Origin of the sequence: Xanthomonas sp. LMG 12459 (assembly GCF_009192905.1) — a bacterium.
In the GTDB taxonomy this organism is placed as follows: domain Bacteria; phylum Pseudomonadota; class Gammaproteobacteria; order Xanthomonadales; family Xanthomonadaceae; genus Xanthomonas_A; species Xanthomonas_A sontii.
Genome location: NZ_NSGT01000014.1, coordinates 64,562 through 88,578, shown reverse-complemented (window position 1 = coordinate 88,578; position 24,017 = coordinate 64,562). Strand labels below are relative to the sequence as shown.

21 protein-coding genes are annotated in these 24,017 nt (G+C 69.5%); 5 read left to right on the top strand and 16 right to left on the bottom strand.

Annotated features, from left to right (window positions below; genetic code table 11):
• Positions 1 to 274: 274 nt before the first annotated feature.
• From CEK65_RS03280 to CEK65_RS03260, 5 genes are all read right to left on the bottom strand, one after another.
• On the bottom strand, positions 275 to 1,789 hold the full coding sequence (locus CEK65_RS03280; protein ID WP_043094740.1) for a hybrid sensor histidine kinase/response regulator: 1,515 nt from the start codon (positions 1,787 to 1,789) through the stop codon (positions 275 to 277).
• 6 nt (positions 1,790 to 1,795) lie between these two features.
• Positions 1,796 to 2,236: a response regulator gene (locus tag CEK65_RS03275; protein WP_010343137.1), complete on the bottom strand. Its 441-nt coding sequence runs from the start codon at positions 2,234 to 2,236 to the stop codon at positions 1,796 to 1,798.
• Positions 2,233 to 4,044, bottom strand: coding sequence for an ATP-binding protein (locus CEK65_RS03270; RefSeq protein WP_152180761.1), 1,812 nt, complete (start codon positions 4,042 to 4,044; stop codon positions 2,233 to 2,235). The genes CEK65_RS03275 and CEK65_RS03270 overlap by 4 nt, the downstream gene beginning before the upstream one ends.
• A gap of 199 nt (positions 4,045 to 4,243) precedes the next feature.
• On the bottom strand, positions 4,244 to 4,588 hold the full coding sequence (locus tag CEK65_RS03265) for a hypothetical protein (protein ID WP_226975011.1): 345 nt from the start codon (positions 4,586 to 4,588) through the stop codon (positions 4,244 to 4,246).
• A gap of 186 nt (positions 4,589 to 4,774) precedes the next feature.
• On the bottom strand, positions 4,775 to 5,191 hold the full coding sequence (locus tag CEK65_RS03260) for a BON domain-containing protein (RefSeq protein ID WP_152180760.1): 417 nt from the start codon (positions 5,189 to 5,191) through the stop codon (positions 4,775 to 4,777).
• Between the two features lie 144 nt (positions 5,192 to 5,335).
• On the opposite strand from CEK65_RS03260, the gene CEK65_RS03255 reads away from it, so the two are divergent.
• Positions 5,336 to 6,376: an oxidoreductase gene (locus CEK65_RS03255; protein ID WP_152180759.1), complete on the top strand. Its 1,041-nt coding sequence runs from the start codon at positions 5,336 to 5,338 to the stop codon at positions 6,374 to 6,376.
• A 10-nt stretch (positions 6,377 to 6,386) separates the two neighbouring features.
• Here the strand turns inward: CEK65_RS03255 and gnd are convergent, their stop codons facing one another.
• Positions 6,387 to 7,331 carry a phosphogluconate dehydrogenase (NAD(+)-dependent, decarboxylating) gene (gene gnd / locus CEK65_RS03250; protein ID WP_148829914.1) on the bottom strand — a complete coding sequence of 315 codons (945 nt, stop codon included), beginning with the start codon at positions 7,329 to 7,331 and terminating at the stop codon, positions 6,387 to 6,389.
• A 69-nt stretch (positions 7,332 to 7,400) separates the two neighbouring features.
• The gene (locus CEK65_RS03245; RefSeq protein ID WP_152180758.1) at positions 7,401 to 8,711 is read right to left on the bottom strand and encodes a hypothetical protein; all 1,311 of its coding nucleotides are present in this window, start codon (positions 8,709 to 8,711) and stop codon (positions 7,401 to 7,403) included.
• A 184-nt stretch (positions 8,712 to 8,895) separates the two neighbouring features.
• Here CEK65_RS03245 and CEK65_RS03240 point away from each other — a divergent pair, with 184 nt between their 5' ends.
• Positions 8,896 to 9,786, top strand: a complete 891-nt coding sequence (locus CEK65_RS03240) for a TIGR01777 family oxidoreductase (RefSeq protein WP_152180757.1) — start codon at positions 8,896 to 8,898, stop codon at positions 9,784 to 9,786.
• Between the two features lie 138 nt (positions 9,787 to 9,924).
• Here CEK65_RS03240 and CEK65_RS03235 read toward each other — a convergent pair whose 3' ends face one another.
• The 6 genes from CEK65_RS03235 to CEK65_RS03210 form a co-directional block, all read right to left on the bottom strand.
• Entirely contained in the window at positions 9,925 to 10,293 is a 369-nt protein-coding gene (locus tag CEK65_RS03235; protein ID WP_026143726.1) for a glycine zipper 2TM domain-containing protein, read from the bottom strand.
• 131 nt (positions 10,294 to 10,424) lie between these two features.
• On the bottom strand, positions 10,425 to 11,159 hold the full coding sequence (locus CEK65_RS03230) for a DUF2242 domain-containing protein (protein ID WP_043094730.1): 735 nt from the start codon (positions 11,157 to 11,159) through the stop codon (positions 10,425 to 10,427).
• Between the two features lie 124 nt (positions 11,160 to 11,283).
• Positions 11,284 to 12,333 (bottom strand): DNA methyltransferase, encoded by a 1,050-nt coding sequence (locus CEK65_RS03225; RefSeq protein WP_152180756.1) that lies wholly within the window; start codon positions 12,331 to 12,333, stop codon positions 11,284 to 11,286.
• Positions 12,326 to 13,432: a hypothetical protein gene (locus CEK65_RS03220; RefSeq protein ID WP_152180755.1), complete on the bottom strand. Its 1,107-nt coding sequence runs from the start codon at positions 13,430 to 13,432 to the stop codon at positions 12,326 to 12,328. The genes CEK65_RS03225 and CEK65_RS03220 overlap by 8 nt, the downstream gene beginning before the upstream one ends.
• 9 nt (positions 13,433 to 13,441) lie before the next feature.
• Positions 13,442 to 14,866, bottom strand: a complete 1,425-nt coding sequence (locus tag CEK65_RS03215; RefSeq protein ID WP_152180754.1) for a nicotinate phosphoribosyltransferase — start codon at positions 14,864 to 14,866, stop codon at positions 13,442 to 13,444.
• 61 nt (positions 14,867 to 14,927) lie between these two features.
• Entirely contained in the window at positions 14,928 to 15,983 is a 1,056-nt protein-coding gene (locus tag CEK65_RS03210; protein WP_048492386.1) for a bifunctional nicotinamide-nucleotide adenylyltransferase/Nudix hydroxylase, read from the bottom strand.
• Between the two features lie 283 nt (positions 15,984 to 16,266).
• Here CEK65_RS03210 and CEK65_RS03205 point away from each other — a divergent pair, with 283 nt between their 5' ends.
• Complete coding sequence (locus CEK65_RS03205) at positions 16,267 to 17,265, top strand: arabinogalactan endo-1,4-beta-galactosidase (RefSeq protein WP_152180753.1); 999 nt, start codon at positions 16,267 to 16,269, stop codon at positions 17,263 to 17,265.
• Between the two features lie 86 nt (positions 17,266 to 17,351).
• Positions 17,352 to 18,233 (top strand): endonuclease/exonuclease/phosphatase family protein, encoded by an 882-nt coding sequence (locus tag CEK65_RS03200; RefSeq protein ID WP_152180752.1) that lies wholly within the window; start codon positions 17,352 to 17,354, stop codon positions 18,231 to 18,233.
• A gap of 453 nt (positions 18,234 to 18,686) precedes the next feature.
• On the opposite strand, the gene CEK65_RS03195 is transcribed toward CEK65_RS03200, so the two are convergent.
• On the bottom strand, positions 18,687 to 19,586 hold the full coding sequence (locus CEK65_RS03195; protein WP_152180751.1) for a LysR substrate-binding domain-containing protein: 900 nt from the start codon (positions 19,584 to 19,586) through the stop codon (positions 18,687 to 18,689).
• A gap of 86 nt (positions 19,587 to 19,672) precedes the next feature.
• Between CEK65_RS03195 and CEK65_RS03190 the strand changes: the two genes are divergently transcribed.
• Positions 19,673 to 20,416 carry a sulfite exporter TauE/SafE family protein gene (locus CEK65_RS03190; protein ID WP_026144221.1) on the top strand — a complete coding sequence of 248 codons (744 nt, stop codon included), beginning with the start codon at positions 19,673 to 19,675 and terminating at the stop codon, positions 20,414 to 20,416.
• A 188-nt stretch (positions 20,417 to 20,604) separates the two neighbouring features.
• On the opposite strand, the gene CEK65_RS03185 is transcribed toward CEK65_RS03190, so the two are convergent.
• Together CEK65_RS03185 and lipA are read right to left on the bottom strand one after the other, a co-directional pair.
• Positions 20,605 to 22,782 carry a carboxy terminal-processing peptidase gene (locus CEK65_RS03185; protein ID WP_017908122.1) on the bottom strand — a complete coding sequence of 726 codons (2,178 nt, stop codon included), beginning with the start codon at positions 22,780 to 22,782 and terminating at the stop codon, positions 20,605 to 20,607.
• A 217-nt stretch (positions 22,783 to 22,999) separates the two neighbouring features.
• Positions 23,000 to 24,010 (bottom strand): lipoyl synthase, encoded by a 1,011-nt coding sequence (gene lipA, locus CEK65_RS03180; RefSeq protein WP_026144004.1) that lies wholly within the window; start codon positions 24,008 to 24,010, stop codon positions 23,000 to 23,002.
• Positions 24,011 to 24,017: the final 7 nt, after the last annotated feature.

Genomic DNA, 24,017 nt, shown 5'->3' with positions numbered 1-24,017 from the left:
TGGGGAATCGGGAATGGGGGAATCGGAACAGCCGGATCGCGGAGCTTGCGCTGAGACATGATGGCCGCTGAGGCCTCAATCCGTTGCCCTTGCGTTCCAAGATGCACTTATCGGATCCGGTGAGCTTTGCCTCTCTCGGTGACTCCAGATAAACGAGTCACGTCATCGCGCAGCTTGCGCTGTAGATACGGTCGCCATGCAGCAATGAGCATCGGCTTTGGCTTTGGCTTTTGCCTTTCCCATTCCCGATTCCCCTATCCCCGTTCCCAGCGCCTCAACCACTCTCAAGGGCATGCGCCACCGCGCGGAACACGCGCTGCATTTCCAGCGGCTTGCGCAGGACGTGCACGGCGATGTCGGCGGGGAAGTGGTCGCGCTCCAGGGTGGTGCCGGTGTCCTCAAGGACGATCGCCGGGCCCTGGTAGCCCAGGTCCTGCAGCGCCAGCAGCAGGCGTACCGCCGACAGCAGGATGATGTCGCTGTCGACGATCACCAGGTCCGGCAGGCCGTGTTCCTCGACGTCGCGCAGCGCGGCGGCGCCGTCGGACGCCAACTGCGGACGGTAGCCCTGGCTGGACAGCGCATTGCCGAGCAGCGACAACCGCGTGGCCTCGCCGTCGACGAGGAGCACGCGCTGGCCCTTGCCCATCGGCAGCGACGGCTCCGGCTCGAACGACGGCACCGGCGCGCGCAGCGGGATCAGCAATTCGAAGCAAGTGCCCTGGCCCGGCGTGCTGTCCACGCCGATCCGGCCGCCGTAGCTCTCGACGATGCGCTTGCACGAGATCAGGCCCAGGCCGGTACCGTCCGGCTTGGTGGTGAAGAAGGGACTGAACAGCCGCGCCTGGGTCTCCGCATCCATGCCCATGCCGCTGTCGCGGACCAGGATGCGCACCTGCTCGCTGCCGTCGGCGCCGATCGCCGGCGCCGCCGAGAAGCTCAGCTGGCCGCCATCGGGCATGGCCTGGATGGCGTTGAGGCCGAGGTTGAGCAGGCACTGCTGCAGTTCGGTGTAGTTGGCTTCGATCGACAGCGCCGGATCGGCCACGTCCGCCTGCAGCGTCACCCGCTCCGGCAGGCTGCTCTTGAGCAGCATCTGCACCGCCTGGAACAGCTCGGCGATGCGCACCGGCTCGCTGGGCGTGCGCGAGCCGCGCACGAACGACAGCATCGACTCGGCCATCTCGTGGCCGCGCCGGCCGCACTCGGCGATGACGTCGGCCAGGTGCCGCAGTTGCGGATCGTCGCTGCGCCCGACGATCAGTTCCGGCACGATCAGCAGCGGCTGCAGGATGTTGCGCAGGTCGTGGCTGAGCCCGGCGGCGAGCAGGGCCAGGCTCTCCAGCCGCTGCGCGCGCATGAGTTCGCGCTCCACCCGCTGCCGCTCGCGCTCGGTGCGGGCCTCGCGGATCGCCCGCGCCACCGCCGACGGCAGGCGGGTCGGGTTGTGCTTGATGATGTAGTCGTTGGCGCCGTCGCGCAGCGCCTCCACCGCGGTCTCCTCGCCGATGGTGCCGGAGACGAAGATGAAGGGCACGGCGTTGCCGTCCTCGCGCACCACCCGCAGCGCCTCGTGCCCGGAGAACCCGGGCATGCTCAGGTCCGACAGCACGATGTCCGGGGCGAACTCGCCCAGCGCCTCGCGCAGGGTCGGCTCGCTTTCCACGCGGCGGAAGGTCGCCTCCAGGCCGGCGTCCAGCAACTGGTCGGACAGCAGCTCGGCATCCTCCGGCGAATCCTCGACCATGAGGATCCGGATCGGGCCAAGCCTGGGGCCGGTGGTGGGCATGCGCGCTTACTCTTTGTCCGGCGCCTGGTTGATCAGCGCCCAGAAGGTGCCCAGGGTCTTCACCGCGGTGAAGAACTGGTCCACGTCCACCGGCTTGACCACATACGCGTTCACGCCCAGGTCCCAGCTGCGGGCCAGGTCGCTTTCCTCGCGCGAGGACGACAGGATCACCACCGGCAGGCGCTTGAGCGACTCCTCGCTGCGCACCAGCTTGAGCACTTCCAGGCCGTCCATGCGCGGCATCTTGATGTCCAGCAGCAGCACCGCCGGCAGGCCTTCCTCGCGGTCGGCATAGGCGCCGCGGCGCAGCAGGTAGTCCATCGCCTCCACGCCGTCCTCGACGTGCACGATGGGATTGGCCAGACGCGCGTCGCGCAACGCATCCACCGCCATTTCGGCATCGGCGGGGCTGTCTTCGGCAAGCAGGATGGTGCGGATGGCGGTCATGCGATGAACTCGGTAGTGGGCGCTTCGGGCGCCGGGGGCAAGACGAAATGGAAGGTGGCGCCCTGGTCGGGGGCGGACTCGGCCCAGATATGGCCGCCATGGCGGGTCAGCACGCGGCGCACGCTGGCAAGGCCGATACCGGTGCCGGAATATTCGCTGGCCTTGTGCAGGCGCTGGAACACGCCGAACAGCTTGGCCGCATAGGTCATGTCGAAGCCTGCGCCATTGTCGCGCACGCTGAAGTGATGGCTTCCGTCCGGCTGCACCTGGTAGCCGACCTCGATCTGCGCGACCTCGCGCTTGGCGCTGTACTTGACCGCATTGCCGAGCAGGTTCAGCCACAGCTGGCGCATCATGTTCTCGTCGGCGACCAGGATCGGCAACGGCGCGATGCTCCATTCGATGCGATGCCCGCTGTCGCCATGGTCGGACTGGTAGTTGGCGTCGAGCACCGAACGCGTCTCCGCCACCAGCGACTGCATGTCCACCGCCTGCAGGCGCAGCGCACTGCGGCCCAGGCGCGAGTACACCAGCAGGTCGTCGATCAGCGAGGCCATGCGCCGCGCCGAGGTGCCGATCACCTCCAGGTAGTGCCGGCTCTTCTCGTCGGCGCCATCGCCCAGGTGCCGCACCAGCTTGTCGGCGAAGCCGGCCACGTGGCGCAGCGGCGCGCGCAGATCGTGCGAGACCGAGTAGCTGAACGCCTCCAGTTCGCGATTGACTTCGGACACCTGCTCGACCTTGCCCTCCAGCTGCCGGTTCAGCTCCTGGATGCGCTGTTGCGCGGTTTTCTGCAGGGTGATGTCGCTGACCGTCATCAAGACCACTTCGTCCTCGCTGTCCGGCAGCGGCATGCGCCGCGCATTCAGCAGCATGGTCCTTGGTACGCCGTCCGCGCCAAGTTGTTCGTGCTCGAAATCCCACAATTCGCGTCCGCGCAGCAGCACGTCGGCCAAGCGCTGCACGATCACCGGATCCTGCCAGACGCCGTCGCCGACGTCGGCGAGCAGCTTCGGCGGATCCGCCAGGTCCATGCCGTACAGTTCGGCGAAGGCGGTGTTGTGCATCAGCATCCGCTGCCCGTTGTCGAGCAGCACGATCGGCTCGCGCACGGTCTGCAGCACCGCCGCGGCGCGGCCGTTGGCGCGCAGCATGTGGCGCTCGGCATCCAGGCGCCGGCCGATCTGCCGTTGCAACAGCCAGATCACCAGGCCCAGCAACAACAGCTGCACCACCAGCGAGGTCCAGCTCATCATCGAGGCGAGCATGCGGCGCTGCTCGGCGTCGGCGGTCCGCTCGCTCAGCAGTTCGTCCTCGCGCCGCTGCAGCTCGGCGATCAGGCCGCGCACTGGATTGTCGGCGGTCATGTCCTGGATCAGCGCGCGGATCCGCTCCGGATCGCGGGTCTGCGCGATCCGCTCGGCGATCAGGCCGCGTCGCTCCAGCGTGCTCTGCAGGCGGCCGACGCGGATCTGCTGGTCCGGGTTGTCGCGGGTCAGCTCGGCCAGGTGCGCCAGCGTCGGCTGCATCGACTTGCGCGCCTGCTGCAGGCGCGCGGTCAGGATCGGCGACTGCACGCCGTGCGACATCGCCATTGCCGCCGACTCCATGTCGCGCATGTCCGCTTCCATCGCGTTCAAGGTGGCGGTCACTTCCTGGCTGTGGCCGACCCAGTCCGCCGCACGCAGGGTGCTGGCATTCATCTGCCGCAGCAGCAGCGAGGGCAGGATGACGATCAGGACGACGGCCAGCGCCAGCAACGGCAGCCGCCAGCGGTCCCAAGCATCGTGTTTGGCGATGGTCTGCATAGCTGGTGCGTCAAAAGAAGGAACGGCTGCGGCCATCGCGGGCGCGCATTGTCGCCCATCTTCCCCGGCAGCAGATGAATTGTTCAGCGAAAGCGCGGCACCCCGATCGCGGTACCTGCAAGGACTCTATCCCAGGCCGCGCGCACGACGACACGGGCGGCCTGCGGCCACCCGCGGGAGCGCCATGCGCGCGCCGCGCTCAGGGCCGGCGCGCCGGGGGCGGAATGGAACCGGCGGTGGCGCCGATCAGGGTCCAGGCCGGCATGCCGGCGCGGACCAGCAGGAAATCGGCGTGGCTGCGCAGGCGCCGGCGCTCGGATTGGCTCAGGCCCTGATCCAGTTCCTGCATCAGCACGGAGAACGCCGGCCAGAACCCGGTGTCGTCGTGAAACGTGGTCAACAGCATGCTCAACTGCGCTTCCAGCCGGCGCACCGCCGGCAGCAGCAGTGACGGCTGCGCGCCATGGCCGGACAACGCGGCGCCCAGCGCCTCGGCAGCCGCGGCCGCGTGCCCCGCAGCCGGGTGGGGTTGGGTCTCCAACATCGCGCGTGATCCGTTGACGAACATGAAGGCATGATGTCTGAGCGGGTGTCAATGCGACGCGAAATGCGATTTCCGTCGCGAATTTGCCCCCCAAAAAAAAACGCACCCCGCAGGGTGCGTCGCAGACCGGCTGTCGCGGGTGGGGCGCCTCGTCGCATCCCCACCCGCGGCGGCGGATCGCAATGCTTACTTCTTGGCGGCGGCGCTGACCTTCAGGTCGGCCGCATCCACCTTCTTGACCCCGTCGATCTTCTTGGCGACCGCCACGGCCTTGTCCTTCTCGGCCTTGGTCGCGACCGCGCCGGACAGCTTGACCGTCCCGTTGACGGTGTCGACCTTGATCTCGGTGCCCGACACGTTCTTGGTGGCCAGCAGATCGGCCTTCACCTTGGTGGTGATCCAGGTGTCGGTGACCGGCTCCTTGGAGTCGTGGCGAGTCGTGTCATGGGCCATGGTGTCGTGCTGCATCGTGTCCTGCTGGCCCATGGTGCCGTGCTCCTTGGCGCTGGTGGCCTGGCCGGCTGCGAACGCCTGGCCCGCGCCGAACGCGAAACCGGCCACCAGGGTGGCGCCAAGCAGGGTGCGTGCATTGATCGTCTTCATTGTGTCTTCCTCCGCTGAATGTGCGCGCAGTCTCCGCCAGGCCGTCGTACAGGCGGCGTGACCGAAGAATCGCCGCAGCGTGAATGCGCAATCCGCCCACGCAGCCCAGGCGATACTGGCGTCCCGCCGCTGCTGCCTGCGCCCATGTCCGACTTCAATCTCGCCCTGCTCGGCTTCGGCTACGTCGGCCGCACCTTCCATGCGCCGCTGATCGCACACACGCCCGGCCTGCACCTGCACACCGTGGTCTCGCGCCAGGCCGAGGCCGTGAACGCGGTCTGGCCGCAGGCGCGCGTGGTCGCCGAGGCGGCGCAGGCCTTCGCCGATCCGCAGATCGATGCGGTGGTGATCGCCACGCCCAACCAGACCCACGCGCCGTTGGCGCTGGCCGCCCTGGCCCAGGGCAAGCACGTGCTGGTGGACAAGCCATTCACCCTGGACGTGGCCGAAGCGCAACAGGTACTCGACCAGGCGCAGCGCGCCGACCGCATCGTCAGCGTGTTCCAGAACCGACGCTGGGACGGCGACTTCCTCGGCGTGCGCGCCTTGCTGGAGGCCGGCACGCTTGGCGAGATCGCCGAGTTCCATTCGCACTTCGACCGCCACCGTCCGCAGGTCGGCGACCGCTGGCGCGAGCACGCACTCCCCGGCTCTGGGCTGTGGTTCGACCTGGGGCCGCATCTGCTCGATCAGGCCCTGCAACTGTTCGGGCAGCCGCAATCGCTGCAGGCCGATCTGGCGCTGCAGCGCCCCGGCGCGCAGACCGTGGATTACGTGCATGCGGTGCTGCACTATCCGCGGCTGCGAGTGGTGCTGCATGCCGGCTCGCTGGTCGCTGCCAACGGCCTGCGCTTCGCGCTCCACGGCAGCGGCGGCAGCTACGTCAAGCACGGCCTGGACACGCAGGAAGCGCAGTTGCGCGCGGGCGTCGCGCCGGGCGCACCCGGCTGGGGCGAGGATCCCCTGCCCGGCCAATTGCGCCTGGTCGGCGCCGACGGCACGCACGCCGTCCAGACCCTGCCCGCGCCGCGTGGCGATTACCGCGACTGCTATGCGGCCTTTCGCGAGGCGATCGCAGGTCGCGCGCCTGCGCCGGTGGATGCGGCGCAGGCGCTGGCGGTGATGCGGCTGCTGGAGGCAGGCGTGCGCAGCGCCGCCTCCGGCTGCAGCGTCACGCTGGACTGAGCGCCGGGCCTCAGGCCGGGCGCGTACCGCCCGGCGCGGGCGCGTCGCCGCCCTCGTGCTTGATCGCATGGCCGCCGAACTGGTTGCGCATCGCCGCCAGCAACTTGTCGGCGAACGAATCGTCGTCGCGCGAGCGCAGCCGCTCCAGCAGCGAGAGGGTGATCACCGGCGCCGGCACGTCCAGGTCGATCGCCTCGGCCACGGTCCAGCGGCCCTCGCCGGAGTCCTGGACGAACGGCGCGATGCCGGCCAGGGTCGGATTCTCGCCCAGCGCATCGGCGCACAGGTCCAGCAGCCACGAACGCACCACGCTGCCCTGGCGCCAGACCTCGGCCACCTGGTGCAGATCCAGTGCGAATTCCTGCTTGCGCCCCATCAGCGCGAAGCCCTCGGCATAGGCCTGCATCATCCCGTACTCGATGCCGTTGTGGACCATCTTGGTGAAGTGGCCGGCACCGCTGGGGCCGACGTGTCCCCAACCGGCATCGGCGGCCGGCGCCAGGGTCGCGAACACGTCGTGCAAGCGCTGCACCGCGGCGGTGTCGCCGCCGATCATCAGGCTGTAGCCCTCGCGCAGGCCCCACACGCCGCCGCTGGTGCCGCAGTCGACATAGGCGATGCCGTGGGCAGCGAGTTCGCCGGCGCGGCGCATCGAATCCTTGTAGTAGGAATTGCCGCCGTCGATCACCACGTCGCCCTTGCCGAGCAACGGCAGCAACGCCGCCAGGGTGTCGTCGACGACCTTGCCGGCCGGCACCATCAGCCACACCGCGCGCGGTGCCGGCAGCGCCGCGATCAGCGCGGCCATGCTGTCGACCGCGTCGACCCCGCGCTGCTGCGCCGCGCTGCGCGCGGCCTCGCCCAGGTCGAAACCGACCACGCGATGCCCGCCGCGCACCAGCCGCTCGGCCATGTTGGCGCCCATCCGGCCCAAGCCTACAAGTCCCAGTTCCATGCGTCGTTCCCGGTTCGAAAAAAGGAGGGTTAGGGTCTCACGAAGCGGCGATGCCGACGTGACGCGCAGCTAAGGCACCGATGCGGCGGCAGGTGCCGGCGGCGGCGTTTGCGCACAGTCGTGCAGTTGCAGGTCGCGCCAGCGCTGGTACAGCGTGGTGTGCAGGTTATGCAGGGTCAGCTCGATCGCGAACGGCGTGCGCGGATTGCGATCCAGCAGCCGCACCACGTGATACCCGATCGGCTTGACGCCCTTGGGATGCACGTAGACCGCGAAGCCCCGGTAGAACGGATCGTCGAGCAACGCGTCGAGTTGCGCGAGCACCGCCTGCTGCGCCGGATCCAGGCGTGCGCGCAGTGCCGGGTCGCGCTCATACAGCAGGCGCTCGAAGCGTTCGCGGCCCGGGCCGCGCAGCGCCCGCGCCAGCTCCCAGATGCGGCGGTTCTGAGCGTCGTAGTAGGCGAAGCCACCGTGCGCACGCAAGGCCGTGGCGGCCTCGGCGCTGACCGCGGCGACCACGAAGTTCTCGGCCTGGTTGTTGATGTCGTCGAGGTAGCGGCGCTCGAACACGTGCACGATGTAGCCAGGCGCACCGAGGAAGGCGGCGCGGCCGCGCTGCGCGGTCCTGGCCGCCTTGCCGTCGGCGAAGAACTCGCCGGCATGCGCGCCGAGCAGGATGCTGTCGGTGTCGTGCAGGGTCAGGAAGGTGCCGATCGACAGCTCGTCGGCGCTGAACGCACGATCGAACGCCGCGTCGCCATACAGTTCGCGCTGTGTGGCCAGTTGCGCGATCTGCCGGCCGACGCCGCATTCCGAACGCACATGGCCGCTGTAGAACGCCTCGATCGCCTGCGCATTGCTGCCTGACGGGCGATAGCCGCGGCCGAAGCTGCGGAAGCGTTCCCAGCCCTGCGCCTGCGCGCCGCGCAGGCCGAAGCCGATCCAGCCAAGTTGCAGCGCCGAGAAGCGATAGCCGGGATTGTCCTGCAGGCGTGCGACAGCGCGCGTGGTGGCCGCCCCCAGTTGCAGGAAGTAGCCGCACTGCGTGGCCGGCGTGTCCAGCAAGGCACGCAAGGCCTGCTGCCGTTGCGCGTCGTTCCAGGCCGCGGGCAAGGCCGCCTGCAGATCGCCGTGCGCCTGCGCCTCGGCCAGCGAACCGCGTTCGCAGGGTGCGCCGGCGGCGATCTGCGGCTGCGCCGCGCTGGTCGTGCCGATGCGCCAACCGAGCCGCTCCAGCAGTGCGGCCAGGCAAGCCGCGCTGGCCTGGTCGGCCGGCGCCGGTGCGGCCGTGGCCGCGGCACTGGCCAGCAGCGCGGCCAGCAGCAGACCGACGCCGCGGCGAAGCCGCGGCGGGCAAGCGAACCTCGATGGTCGGATCATGGAGCGGACATCGCGAACAGGAGCTTCCGTTGGCCACGTGGCGGCGGCGCCCGCGCAGCGTGCCGCCTCGCCCGTGCAGGCGTCGCGAAACACAGCGCCGCGGCACCGACACCCCCGGCGTTCACTCTTCCGCCATGCCCGGCGCACCTACACTGCGGCTCCCTTGGCGCAAGCGATCCCCTGCATGCACGTGCTCGTTACCGGAGGCACCGGATTCATCGGCCGCGCGCTGTGCCCGGCCCTGCTCGACGCCGGGCACCGGGTCAGCGTGCTGACCCGCGACCCCGCACGCGCGGCGCGCCTGTTGCCGGCGGTGCAGGTGCTGGACGATCTGCAGCGCGCCGCACCGGCCGATGCGGTGATCAATCTCGCCGGCGAACCGCTGACCGAAGGCCGCTGGAGCGCCACCCGCAAGCGCCGCTTCCGCACCTCGCGCATCGGCACCACCCGCGACCTGCTCGACTGGATGAGCGGACTCGACGCCGCGCAGCGCCCGGGCTGCCTGATCTCCGGCTCGGCGATCGGCTACTACGGCGACCGCGGCGACGAGGTCCTGGACGAAACCAGCACGCCGGGCGACGACTTTGCCGCCCAGCTCTGCCGCGACTGGGAAGCCGAAGCGCTGCGCGCGCAGGACCTGGGCGTGCGCACCAGTCTGGTCCGCACCGGCGTGGTGCTGGGCCGCGACGGCGGCGCGCTGGCGCGGATGCTGCTGCCGTTCCGCTTCGGCATGGGCGGGCGCATGGGCGATGGCCGCCAGTGGATGAGCTGGATCCACCGCGACGATCAGGTCGGACTGCTGCTGTGGCTGCTGCAGGAAGGCGGCGAGGGCGCCTACGACGCCACCGCACCGGCGCCGGCGACCAATGCCACGTTCGCGCAGCAACTCGCCGCCACCCTGCATCGTCCGGCGCTGCTGCCGATGCCGGCGGCGGCGCTGCGCCTGGGCTTCGGCGAGATGGCCGAGCTGTTGCTGGGCAGCCAGCGCGTGCTGCCGACACGTGCGCAACGCGAGGGTTATGTGTTCCGGTATCCGGAACTGGACGCGGCGCTGCGCGATCTGCTCGCCGATTGAGCCGCCGCGGCGCCGAATCGCGCAACGTCGCAACCGGCACCGCAAAAAAACGCCCCGGCGGAGGCCTCCGCCGGGGCGTGCTGCGTCAGGCTGTCAGGTCGGCGTCAGGCACCGACCAACACGATGCAGTCGCGCGACTCAATAACGCTTGCAGACGGTCTCGACCACGCGATTGCCATTGGCCTGCTGACGCTGGCCCTGGATGTAGCGGCCGGTGGCGCCGCCGGCGACCGCGCCACCAACGGTGGCCAGCTTGCGGCCATCGCCCTTGCCGATCTGGTTGCCCAGCAGGCCGCCGATCGCCGCACCCGCCAGGGTGCCGCCGATGCGGTCGGGATCGGTGCTGTTCTTGCGCACCGCGACCTTCTTGCAGTGCACGCGGGTGCCGTCGCTGAAGCGGCGGCCGGCGTCCTCGGGACCGTAGTGACGCTGCGCTTCGGCCAGCGGCGCGGCGGCCGTGGCGATGGCGAGGACGGAAAGACACAAGGCGGATTTGAGAGTGTTCATGCTGATTGCTCCTGGGTGGCGGAGTCGATGCACAAGCACCGCGCTCTCGACGGGCGCCACCTTCTCACCGGATTCGCGAATGGTTCGTGAAGCGAAATCGGCCGCATTCAGCTTGTGTAGCAACGCCTGAATCAGTCGGCGCCGCCGGGCTCGCCGCTCGGAGGCGCGGTCGCGACGGGCGGCTGCGCCGCAGTGGCCGCCGCGGGTGCCGGCGGCGGCGTGGGCGCTGCGGCGGGCGGCGGAGTCGGCACCGTCGACGCTGCAGGTACAGGTGCGGGCGCTGCCGGCGCCGGCGCCGTCACCGCCGCGGACGGATGCGCAGACGGCTCCGGCGCCGGCTTGCTCTTGGGCAGGTACTCGCTCATCAACTGGAAGAAGCGCTTGTAGAAGTCGCCGTCCTGCACCGTGCTGCTGGCGACCCGCACCATCGAATCGTCGCTGCTGCCGATCGGCAGCGACACCGAGCCGAGCACGCCGACGCCGACGCTGGCCGAGGTGGGGCTCTTCTTCAGCGCATAGCGGTCCTGCAAGGCACTGACGAACACCCAGGATTCGTCCTGCCCATGCGCGACGCAGGACACGCGCAGTTCCAGCTGCTCATGCAACTCGTCGCTGGGCTGGAAGTTCTTGGTGCCTTCCACCGCATCGGCGGTGGCCTTGGAGACCACGTAGCCCTGGCTCAGCAGCGCGCGCCGCGCCGATTCGCAGGCCTGCGCCGGCTGCACCGGGTAGTTGCGCGAATAGGTGTTGTCGGAATTGAAGGTCTCTTTCACCAGGCCGTCCTGCTTGCGCGCGAAACAGCCGCTCAGGCCGATCGCGATCAGCGCGAGCGCGGGAATGGCGAGAACCTTGGAGGGAGCGGACATAGGCCGTTGACCGGAGAGAGGGAACCGCGGCAAAGGATAGCCGCAAGCGCGTCGGCGCGGCCTTGACGCCACCGCGGCCGCTCATCCCGCGGTTAGCGAGATGGGCAGGCTGGCCGCCACCGCGTCAGGCGGCGGCGGGTTCCAGCGCCAGGTCCACGCGCAGCAGGCCGCCGTGGCGATCGCGACGTTCGGCGCGCAGGTAATGATGGGCGTCGAGCAGTGCCAGGGTCGGCGGCACCGCCAGCGGCTCGCCCCACAGGCTCAGCAGGAAGCCACGCGCGCGCAGCCAGTCGAGCAGCCGCAGCAGCCCGTCCAGGTCGCGCGGCAGCAGCAGATCGACGTCGCCGGGCAGGCGCGGCGCCGCCGCCGGATCCGCCAGCCAGCGCGGATAGCTGCCGTACAGCGCAAAGACGAAACCGTCGGCGTGCAGCGCCTCCAGCAACTGCGCCGTACCCGCCAGGTCGATGCGCTGGCGCCGGTGCTGGAAGATCAGCGCGTACTCGTGGCTGCGGTCGCTGCGGGTGTCGCCGGGCGCCAGCGGCTGCGCGGTCTCGCGTGGGTAGCACAGCACGCGCTCGGGACAGGGCGCGAACAGGCTGCCGAGGATCCGCGCCAGGTCCCAGGCCTGCGGCACCGTGGTCGCGCCAAGCTGGACGTTCTCCACCATCGCGATGCAGAAGCCGTCCTCGCGCAGGTGGCGGCGGACTCCATGGAACACCGCGCGCAGGCCGTGCAGGTAGGCGGCGTAGTCGGCACTGGCGTAGAGCTGGTCGGGCCCCGCCGCGGCCGGCCAGGCGCAGCCGAAGTACGGGACGTTGGTCAGGCACAGGTCCACCGGCGCGGACGGCGCGCAGTACGGCAAGCCGCCGTCCAGCACCTCGGCGTGCAGGCCGAGCCGCTGCAGCCGTTCGCGCGCCAGCCGCGCACGCGCCGCGTCGATCTCCAGGCCGACGCCGTGGCGCCCTTCCAGTTCGGCCGCGAGCAAGGTGCTGCCGAAGCCGCAGAACGGATCCAGCACGCGCTCACCCGGCGCGCTGAAGTGGAGGACGAACGGACGCATCTGCCCGACCCAGCCGCAGTCGCGCGCACCCAGCGGATCGCGCTGGCGCAGGTCCTCCGGCAGGCGATGCTCGGGCGGATCCGGCAACGGCGTCCACCAGCTGCGGCTATCCATGCGGCGCCCGCCACAGCAGATCGCGGTCCGGCTGCCAGCCGGCGCACAGCCGGCCGTCGGCGAAGAACACCAGCTTGTAGATGTCGCCGCTGTCGTGGCGCGCGTGCATCGCCCCGTAGTCGGATGTCTCGAACACCACCTCCATGCCGTCAGCGGTGGCCAGGCGCAGGTTCCAGAAGTAGTAGCCCTCGGTGATCTGCAGCGGCTGCAATTCGCGCCACCACGGCGCGGCCATGCAGGCGCCGAGCACCTGCTCCACCGCGACCCGCGCCTGAGTGAGATAGCGTGCGGTGCCGCCATCGCGGTAGCCGTCGCCGAGCCGGGAGAATTCGCGGAAGATCACCGTACGTGCCCCGCAGGCGCGCGCCCAGTCCAGGTAGGCCGCGACGCCGTCGGCATCGGCGATGCCACCGTGCTGCAGGATGCACACCAGGCGCAACGGCAGCGCTTCGGCGATGCATTGCGCAGTGGCGACGAACACGTCCGCATCGGCAATCGCTTCGCCGTCGCGGAAACGCATGATCGCATCGTTCTGCGCCTGCTGCGGATGGTGCCGCGACAGCTCGATCCACGACAGACCGAAGCGCTGCAACGTCTGCAGCAAGACCTCGCCGTGGCCGCGGGCGAAACCAGCGCCGTTGCTGTACAGCACCCGCTGTTCGACCAGCAGTCCCTCGCGCTCGGCCGCGCCCAGGGTCTGCAGCAGTTCCACGAACCAGTCTTCGTCGTCGGTCATCTCCAGCCCCGACAGCGAATACGACAGCGGCAGCCCGCGCAGCTGCGCCAGCGCCTGGCGCAGCTGCGCGAAGTAGTCCGGCGGCGGCCGCAGGCTCGCCGCGGCGGTGCCGCCGGCCTGCGGCCGCAGGGTTTCCGAGCAGAAACGGCAGCGCGCCGAACACGGCCGCACCGATGCGTAGGGAGTGAAGGTCACCGGCTGCGCGACGCGGTAGTCGCGTGCGCCGATGCGCTGCTGGCGCCAGCGCGAGGCATCCGCCACGGCCGGCACCCGCCATTCCAGATGCGGGGTGCTGGCGCGCAGCGCGGCGAACAGCGGCGAGCCGCCGCTCAACGGCGGCGCGCTCGGCAGGGAGGCATGCATGGGCGCCTCCTACAGGCGCGCGGCGTTCGCGCGCTCGCGTACCTCGGCGAAGGTCCAGTCGTGCAGCAGGCGGCCGTTCTCCCACACGGTGACCATCGCATCGTCGTAGCCCGCCGGGCCGGCGACCGCCTCGGCAGAGACGGCATCGGCCGCCACCGGCTCGGTGCGGTAGCTGCCGTACTCGCGGTGCCGCAGCAGACGCATGCGGCCGCGCTTGCTGAGCTTGCCCTTGTCGGTGACCGGATCCTTGTACACGTCGATCCAGCGGCCGTCGACGCGCGCGGCCGAGCACTTCAACGCGAACTTCTGGGTGTCCCGGTCGAGCCGTTGCAGCAAGGCGCCGCCCATGCCGAAGGCCAGATTGTCGGTGGCGTAGCCGGCGCTGGTGATGCGCTCCAGGATCGCGCGGATGCTGGTCGGGTTGACCCCGTCGCCCTGGATCACCCGCACGTGGTTGAGCACCTTGTAGCCCTTGCCGTTGACGCTGTGGCCGAAGGCCTCGTCGAGCAGTTCCAGGCACTGGTGCACCACCGCCACCGGATCGCCGGAGTCCGGGCGGATCACCACGGTGGCGCCGGAGGCGATCACCTCCTCGCGCAGCGTGGTGCCCCAATGCTCGCGGATCGCGTGGAAGATGTCGTAGCTGTCCGACACCACCGCGACCACGCTGCCGGGCTTGCCGAACTGCTTGAGCATGTTGCGGTAGGCCTCGACCTCGCGCTCGCGGCCCCAACTGGTGATGGTGCTGTGCTCGGCGGCTGGGATCGAATAGCCAGCCATCGGCTCGTGGTAGTGCGCGCGCGCCAGCGACAGCCCGGACACGGTGTCGGTGCCGAGGAAGTTGACCAGGTGCGACGCACCGCCGATCGCCGCCGATTCCAGGCTGGACACGCCGCGCGCGCCGAAGTCGTGCAGCTTGAACGGCAACTGCCCGTCCGGATCGTCGCTGGTGCGCTCCAGGAACTGGCGCAGGGTCTGCTTGGCGTGCCAGCTCACCGTGGCCACGGTCACCGGGTACCAGATGCGCAGCAGCAGCGTCTCCAGGTACGACGGCACCCAGTAGGCCTGCGCGTCGGTGGACTCGATGGTCATCAGCGCGTTGTGGGTCGGCACCACGCTGCCCTCGGGCACGGCGCGGATGCGGATCGGCAACTGGCCGCCGAGGCGGTCGACGATGTCGCGCCAGCCCGCTTCGTTGAACGGCTCGCCGTGCGCGGCGAACAGGTCGCGCGCCTCGTCGATGTCGGCATGGGTGACGGGGCGGCCCAGCGCCTCCTTGAGGATCGACTGCAGACCGAAGAACACGGTGCGGTCGTAGACGCCGCCGCGCGATTCCACGTAGAAGAACGTGGCGTCGGTGCCGGGCGGGTACTGCAGCCAGTGGCTGGCCTTGTAGCTGTCGGTGTTGAGCAGCAGGTTGTTCAGGCATTGCATGACGGAAGCTCCTTCGCGTCTGGGAAAGCCGGCGGTCTGTCCGCCGGCCGGGAAGGCCGCGTCAGCCGCGGCCCAGGAAGAATTCGAGCAGGTGCAGATGGTCTTCGAACAGTTTCGGACCCATGCCCAGCACTTCGCTGACCGGCACCCAGCGCGCCTTGTCGGCGTCGTCGCCGCCGCGCACCTCGGGCAGTTCGCCGAACACGAACTCGAAGTGGAAGGCGTGGGTGATGGTGCGCCCGCGCAGGCTGCGCTCGGGGTGGTCGAACACGTGGCGGTTCTTCAGCGAGCCCTTGAGCACCGGCACCGGGATCTTCAGCCGGGTCTCCTCGCGCAGTTCGCGCAGGCAGGCGTCGAGGATGCTCTCGTGCTGGCCGACGAAGCCGCCCGGCAGCGCCCACAGGCCCTTGCCGGGGGCCGCGCGGCGGCGCACCAGCAGCACGTGCCCGGAATGCACCACCACCGCATCGGCGGTGACGAAGGTCGGCGGATACGGCGCCTCTTTCCAGGCGGCGCGGTATTGCTCGATGAACTGGTACTCGGCGAGCAGTTCGGCGTACGACGGCGAGTTCTTGCGGAACGCCTCGAGCATGTCGAACACCGGCGTCGGCACGTTGCCGCGCAGCATCAGCAGCGCGCCGTGGAAATCGATGCTGCCGGCCTCGAACAGGTAGCGGCGCAGCTCGGTCGCCGACAGCGTCTCGGTGTGCTGCACATCGACCAGCGGCCACTGCGGAAATTCGCGCAGGTAATAGCTGCTGGCGTCCTTGTCCATGCCGATCAGGCCGATCCGCGCCTCGGCGCTGCCGCCGTCGCTGCGCACCGCCTCGGCCACCGTCGCCTGCACTGCGGCGATCCACTGGCTTTCGTTGTACAGGTGGTCGCGCAGCGGCCGCAGGATCAGCCGCTCGCCGGCGCCTTCCAGCGCGGCCTGGATCATCACGCTGCGCTCGGCAACGGTCCAGGGATTGCGAATGGTGCGGGGAGTCTCGGCCGAGCCGATCAGGAAGATGAGTTTCTGACCACGCGCCAGGGCGTGGCGGGCAACGGCGGCGTGGCCGTTGTGGAAGGGCTCGAAGCGCCCGATGAACACGAGATAGTCGAACTCCATGAGCATCCCTCACGGTTGGTGGATCGCCGCGGGTCTGTCCCTTGGCGTGAGCGGAATGCTACGCCGATGCCGCATCGCGTCAAGTGACGCACCGCGCAGATTCATCGGCCATCCAGACAGCGCTTGCGGACGTCCCGACAGCACCGCTGCAGTGCAGCGCGCGTCGCCGTGGCGATCGCGCTAGCCTCGTGCGCGCCGCGGCCGCGGGGGACGGCCCGGCACGTCGCGGCGCCCACTCCTCGGGGCCGCACGACGCCCCCTTCCCTCCTCCCATCACCGCGAGAATCGCATGAACCGATCGAGCAAGCGCGTGTCCGCCTGGCTGCTGGTGTTGTTGCTCGCCTGTCTGTGTGCGCCGGCCATGGCGCAGACCTTCGCCAAGGGCGCCGATGTCAGTTGGATCGACCAGCAGGAGAGCAGCGGTCGCGTATTCCGCAACGCCTCCGGCGCCACCACCGATTTCTTCTCGCTGCTCAAGGGCACCGGGGTCAACGCGATCCGGCTGCGCGTGTGGGTCAATCCGCAGGGTGGCTGGAACGACGGTGCCGACACGTTGAACATGGCCAAGCGCGCGAAGGCGCAGGGCATGCGCATCATGATCGACTTCCACTACAGCGACAGCTGGGCCGATCCCGGCAAGCAGACCAAGCCGGCGGCCTGGAACAACCACGACTTCGCCACCCTGGTGAAGGACGTGTATTCGCACACCAGCGGCATCCTGTCCTATCTCAAGTCCAACGGCATCGACGTGAGCTGGGTGCAGGTGGGCAACGAGATCAACAGCGGCATGCTGTGGCCGGACGGCAAGACGCCCAACTTCGGCAACCTCGCGCAACTGATCAACAGCGGCTACAACGCCAGCAAGTCGGTCTACCCCAATGCCAAGGTGATCGTGCACCTGGCCAACGGCCACGACAACGCGACCTTCCGCTGGTTCTTCGACAGCCTCAAGTCGGCCGGCGGCAAGTGGGACGTGGTCGGCATGTCGCACTACCCGTCCCCCAATGCCTGGCAGAGCGCCAACACGCAGATCGCCAGCAACATGCAGGACATGGTGGCGCGCTACGGGTCGGACGTGATCGTCAGCGAGGTCGGCATGGACTGGCAGCAGGCCGCGACCACCCGTGCGATGCTCGCCGATCTGCTCAACAGGACCCGCGCACTCGGCAGCCGCGGCCTGGGCGTGTTCTATTGGGAACCCGACGCGTATCCGGGCTGGCAGGGCTACACGATGGGTGCGGTCGACAACAACGGGAAACTGACCCAGGCGCTGTCGGCGTTCAACTGATCGCCGCTCGGCAGGCGCGCCACGCGGTGGTCACCGACACCACCGCCGTGCCACCATCGCGTGCTCCGCTCCTGTCGAGATCTGCCATGTCGCTGTCGCTGTCGTCCGCGCGCAAGCTCGCGCTTCCTCTGCTGCTGGTGCTGAGCGCGTGCATCGCGCCAGCGCAGGCGCGCACGCCCGCAACGCCCGCCGCGCCGGCCCCGCTCAAGGTGATGAGCTTCAACGTCCGCGTGCCGGTCGATACCGACGGCGACAAGCGCTGGGACGTGCGCCGCAGCGCGATGGCCGCGCTGATCCGCGCGCAGCATCCGGATGTGTTCGGCACACAGGAACTGGTCCAGCGCCAGGCCGACTACCTGGCCGCGCAACTGCCGGAGTACCGCTGGTTCGGCCCCAGCCGCGACGGCAAGGACGACGGCGAACGCATGGGTGTGTTCTACGACAGCCACGCGCTGAAGCTGGTGGACTCGGGACACTTCTGGCTGTCGGACACGCCGGAGGTGATGGGCAGCATCAGCTGGGGCCATCCGCTGCCGCGCATGGTCAACTGGGGTCTGTTCGAGCGCATCGGCGATGGCCGACGCTTCTACCTGTTCGACACCCATCTGCCTTATCGCGACGAGGACGAAGCGGCGCGCGCCAAGGGCGCGGCGCTGATCGTGTCGCGGCTGAAGGCGCTGCCGGCGGACGTGCCGGTGGTGCTGACCGGCGACTTCAACACGGTGCCGGACTCGCCGACCTACCGCACCCTCACCGCCAGCCTGGCCGATGCGCGCACGCAGGTGGCGCAGCCGCGGGGCCCGGAAGCGACCTTCCACGATTTCACCGGCCATCCCGACCGGCGCATCGACTGGATCCTCTCGCGCGGGCTCAAAGCAACCGACTACGCCACGCTCGACGCGCGGCCGCAGGGCCACTGGCCGTCCGACCATTTCCCGGTGATCGCCACGTTCGCCTGGCCGCAGTGAGACGCGTGGGCCTGCGGCATGGACCGCAGGCCCGCGAACGGGAGCGGCTCCTATCTGCTCGGTATCAGCCGCGACGCGCATGACGCCAAAGGCCTTGGCGTGGCTGGCTGGCCAAGGCCACATCGAGCGCTGCAAGACAGGCAACACCTCCGGCAGGGCCAACGCAGAAGCGCATGATCCGCTCAGTTCTTCCGTCGCAATCTCGCACCGGAAAGCATCCGGCTCCGGTAGCAGTCGGGACTGAAGCCCCTCCCACAGGAAGCAACTGCGCTGACAGAGGGCCGTGCGTCCGCAGGAACAACTTCAGCCGCGGCACGCGTCACCGGGGAACAGCCGTCGCAAGCGATCCCGAACAGCGTAACAAGGCCCGCGCCCGCCAGTTAACGCTGCCTCGCTGCACCATTGCGCAAGCGCATCGTCAGAGGCGTCAGTCGTGCGCCAGCCAACGGATCCTCAGGCCGCCGGCGCCGCATGCGCGCACAGCCAATCCAGGACCTGCTGCACTGGCGGCGACGGCACCGGTGTCGGTCGCCAGACGATCGACAACTGGCGCAGCGCCCACGGCTCCTGCAGCGGCACCGCGACCAACTGCGCGCGCACGCTGACCCGCTCCAGCGCCGCCTGCGGCAGGATCGCCACGCCGGCGCCGCGCGCCAGCATGCGACACAGCGGTTCGATGCCGTGCACCTGCGCGCGGATGCGCAGCTGGCCACCGGCACGCGTGGCATGGGTCCGCAGATGCTGCTGCAGTGCGCTGTCCTCGGCCAGGCCGAGCAACTGCGCCTGCCGTACCTCCGAGAACCGCAACTGCGGCGCCTGCGCCAGCGGATGCGTGGCCGCGGCCACCAGCACCAGCCGATCCTGCCGAAACGGGCGCGCTTGCAGGTCCTGCAGATCGGCGTGATCGGCGATCACCGCTAGGTCGGCGCGTTGCTCGCGCAGCGCATCGGCCGCGGCGACGCTGCCCTGTTCGCGCAGCGCCAGATCGATGCGCGGGTGCGCCACCAGGAACTCGGCCAGCAGTTCCGGCAACCATTCCGACAGCGCCGCGGTATTGGCCAGCAGGCGCACGCTGGTCGGGTGGCCGCCGGCGTACTCGCCCAGTTCGCTGCGCATCGCCTCGGCCTGCCGCAGCAACTCCCGCGCGTGGCGCAACAGCGCGGTGCCGGCCGCGGTGAGGCCGACGCCGCGCGGGCCGCGCGCGAACAGCGCGACGCCAAGCTGCGTCTCCAGCGCGCGGATGCGTGCACTGGCGGCGGCCAGCGACAATGCTGCGCGGTCGGCGCCGGCGGTGATGCTGCCGGCTTTGGCCACCGCCAGGAACAGCCGCAGATCGGTGAAATCCAGGTGCATCGATGCTCCCGCCTTCGTCGTTGCCGAAGTCTGCCTGAAGCATTCGCGCATTGTCCGGCTGCCGCGGCGCGCCGATGCTGGATGCCATGGACACCCTCGCACCGCATCTGCTGCCGATCGCCCTGGTCTTCCTGCTCGCCGGCGGCGTCAAGGGCATGGCCGGCATGGGCCTGCCGACGGTGGCGATGGGCCTGCTGGGACTCTGGCTGACGCCGGCCGAGGCCGCGGCGCTGCTGGCGCTGCCGTCGCTGCTGACCAACCTGCAACAAGCCTGGGGCGCGGACACCGGCGCGCTGCTGCGGCGACTGTGGCCGCTGCTGGCGTGCATCGTCGCCGGCACCTGGGGCAGCGCAGGCGTCCTCGCCGACGCGGACCCGCGGCTGGCGCGCGCCGGCCTGGGCGCGTTGCTGGCGCTGTATGCCCTGCTTGGGCTGAGTCAGTGGCAGGCACGCCTGTCGTCATCGCAGGCGCGCTGGGCGGCGGCGCCCGTGGGCCTGGCGACCGGGCTGCTGACTGGCGCCACCGGTGTGTTCGTGTTGCCGGTGCTGCCCTATCTGGTGGCGCTGGATCTGCCGCGGGAGGCGCTGATGCGCGCGCTCGGCAGTTGCTTCGCCGCGGCCACGCTTGCGCTGGCCGCAGCCCTCGTCGCGCACGGGGCCTTCCCCACCCAGGCGTTGGGTCCGTCGTTGCTGGCGCTGCTGCCCACTGCCGTAGGCATGTGGCTGGGCACGCGGCTGCGCCAACGCATCTCCGCCAGCGCGTTCCGCCGCGTGTTCTTCCTGACCTTGTTGGCACTGGGCCTGCACCAGGTGTGGCAGGTGCTGGGCTAGGGCGTTTCGTCGCGACGACGCGGGATGTGGGAGCAACCTGATCGCGAAATTACCCTCCTACCGGACAAGCAGAATCCGCTTGCGCGTGGCGGAACGGATTGCGAGAGATGGCCTGACGCCGCTCCCACAAAAAAACGCGCCACCGCTGAGCGATGGCGCGTTCGGTTTTTCGACGGTAGAGCGCGGGCTCAGTCGGCCCAGCGCCCCGGGCCGGTGGACTGCGGCAGCACCTGCACCGACAGCGGGCGGTCCTTCTCCAGCAGGTTGACCGCATCGCTCAGGATCGAGGCCGATTCGCGCAGCAGCGGATCCGGACGCTTGTCGACCAGCTTCTCGCGCGCGGCGTCCTTGACGATGTCGCGCTCGTTGCCGGTCAGGCCATCGTCGCTGCTGTCGTCGGCCAGCGGATCCAGCGGCAGGCCGAGCTGCTTGCGGATCTCCTGGCGCTGCTTGCGCTGCGCGTCCTGCTTCTCACGCTCGGCGCGGCGCTCGGCCTCGTTGAGCACCACGTACTTCTTCGCCGCCTCGGTGCGGAACTGGCGCACGTCCTCTTCCCACCACTGGAATTCCTTGTCGTTGGCGATGCGCGTGGTGTGCAGCGCCTCCAGCTTGGGCAGCAGCGGCGCGAAATTGCCGTACTGGGTGTGCGGCACCGCGGCGATGCGGCTCCACGGCAGCGCGTTGTCGTAGGTGCTTTCGCCGAACTCGGTGGCATCGACGCTGGCCGGGAAGGCGATGTCCGGCACCACGCCCTTGTGCTGGGTGCTGCTGCCGCTGACGCGGAAGAACTGGGCGATGGTCAGCTTGACCTGGCCGAAGCGGTCGGTCTCGTTGGCCGGCCAGCGGTCCAGGTCGACGATGTTCTGCACCGTACCCTTGCCGAAGCTGGTCTCGCCGATGATCAGGCCGCGGCCGTAATCCTGGATGGCGCCGGCGAAGATCTCCGACGCCGAGGCCGAGCCGCGGTTGATCAGCACCGCCAGCGGGCCGTCCCAGGCCACGGCCGGGTTCTGGTCGCTGTTGACGGTGACGCGGCCGCCGGATTCGCGCACCTGCACCACCGGGCCCTGCTCGATGAACAGGCCGGTCAGCTCGATCGCCTCGTCCAGCGAACCGCCGCCGTTGTTGCGCAGGTCCAGCACCACGCCGTCGACCTTGTCGGTCTTGAAGCCGGCCAGCAGCTTGGCCACGTCGCGGGTCGCCGAGGCATAGTCCTTGGCGTTGCGGCGGCGGCCTTCGAAGTCCTGGTAGAACGCGGGCAGCTTGATCACGCCGATGCGACGGGCCGGCTCGCCGTCCTTGGCCGGCAGCTCGATGGTCTCGCCCTTGGCGGCCTGTTCGGCCAGGCGCACCTTCTGCCGGGTCAGCAGCACCTGGCGGTGCTTGCCGTCCACACCGGCTTCGGCCGGAATGTACTCCAGGCGCACCTGGGTGTCCTTGTCGCCGCGGATCTTGGCGACGACGTCGTCGATGCGCCAGCCGATCACGTCCTCGACCGGGCCGCTCTTGCCCTGGCCGACGCCGACGATGCGGTCGCCCGGCTTGAGCGTGCCGTCCAGCGCGGCCGGACCGCCCGGGATCACCTCGCGGATCACCACCAGGTCGTCCTGCTTCTGAAGCTGCGCGCCGATGCCTTCAAGCGACAGCGACATCTGCTGGTTGAAGTTCTCGGCGGTGCGCGGGGTGAAGTAGTCGGTGTGCGGATCGACCGTATTGGTGTAGGCGTTCATGAAGAACTGGAACACGTCCTCGCTCTTCAGTTCCTTCACCGAGTCGTCGAGGTTGGCGTAGCGCTTGTCCAGGGTCTTGCGGATGTCCTCCGGCTTCTTGCCGGCGAGCTTCAGCCGCAGCCAGTCGTTCATCACCGACTTGCGCCACAGCGCATCCAGTTCCTGGTCGTCCTTGGCCCACGGCGCATTCTTGCGGTCGTACTCGAACTTCTCGTCGCCGTCGAAGTTGAAGTCCTGCTTGAGCAGCTTGCGCGCGTAGGCGATGCGCTCGTCCACCCGCTGCCGGTACACGGCGAAGATCTGGAATGCCGGTTCCAGCTGGCCGGAGGCGATGTTGGCGCCGAGGTTGTTCTGGAAGCTGGCGAACTTGTCGACGTCGGCCTGGGTGAAGAACTGCTTGCTGCCGTCCAGGGTCTCCAGATACTTCTTGAAGACCTCCTTGGAGGTCGCCTCGTCGAGGGCGCGCGGCCGGTAGGCGTAGCGGCTGTCGGAGAGCAGGCCGTACACCAGCTTGGCGGTGGTGGCCTGGTCGGCGGTGGCAGCGGCCGGCAGGGCGGGCGCATCGGTACGGGCGAACAGCGCCAGCGGTGCGGTCAGCGCAAACGCCAGCAGGAAGGCGGAAGCTTTGAATTTCATCTGGGGACTCTCGGCACCAGGCCGTCAGGGGGGCAGCACATCGCGTGAGACAACACGACAGTGACGCAAGTTGCAGGCCGTGTCACCTGTTCATGAAGCAGACTAGCTGCCGGCTTGCGCAGAAATGTGAACGCTGCTGGTGCGAGCCGCGCGGACGGTCGCTTTGCGGCGACGAACGTGCGTCGTCGCGGCCATGCGCAATGCGCGCGCAGGCGGATCAGGCGGCGACGCCGGCGCCAGCCGCCTGGCGATCGGCGTGATAGGACGAACGCACCATCGGCCCGGAGGCCACGTGGCTGAAGCCCAGCGCGTTGCCGTACTCTTCCAGCGCCTTGTATTCGTCCGGCGTCCAGTAGCGCATCACCGGGTGGTGATGGGCGGTCGGCTGCAGGTACTGGCCGATGGTGACCATGTCCACGTCGTGCGCACGCAGGTCGCGCAGGGTCGCCTGCACCTGCTCCAGGGTCTCGCCCAGGCCGAGCATGATGCCGGACTTGGTGGCGATGGCCGGATGCTGCGCCTTGAACTTCTTCAGCAGGGTCAGCGACCACTGGTAGTCGGCGCCGGGACGCACGTTCGGGTACAGGTCCGGCACGGTCTCGATGTTGTGGTTGAACACGTCCGGCGGATTGGTCGCCAGGATCTCCAGCGCGCGGTCCATGCGGCCCTTGCCGCGGAAGTCCGGGGTCAGGATCTCGATGCGGGTAGTCGGCGCGGCGACGCGGATGGCGCCGATGCAGTCGGCGAAATGCTGGGCGCCGCCGTCGCGCAGGTCGTCGCGATCGACGCTGGTCACCACCACGTACTTCAGGCCCATGTCGGCGACGGTCTGCGCCAGGCTGGCCGGCTCGCCCGCATCCGGCGGCTTGGGCCGGCCGTGTGCGACATCGCAGAACGAGCAGCGGCGGGTGCAGACCTCGCCGAGGATCATGAAGGTGGCGGTGCCGTGGCCGAAGCACTCGTGGATGTTCGGGCAGCTGGCCTCTTCGCAGACGGTGACCAGGCGGTTCTCGCGCAGCTTGGCCTTGAGGGTCTGCACCGCATTGCCGGAGGGAATGCGCACGCGGATCCACGACGGTTTGCGCAGCACCGGCGCGTCGGCGAACTGCACCGGCGAGCGCGCGATCTTGTCGCCGCCCAACTGCTTGACGCCGGTCTGCAGCGGCGCGGGCGCGCTGTCGCCGGAAAGGACCTGCAAGGGAATGGAGCGTGCGCTGGGCTGGGTCATGGCGTGG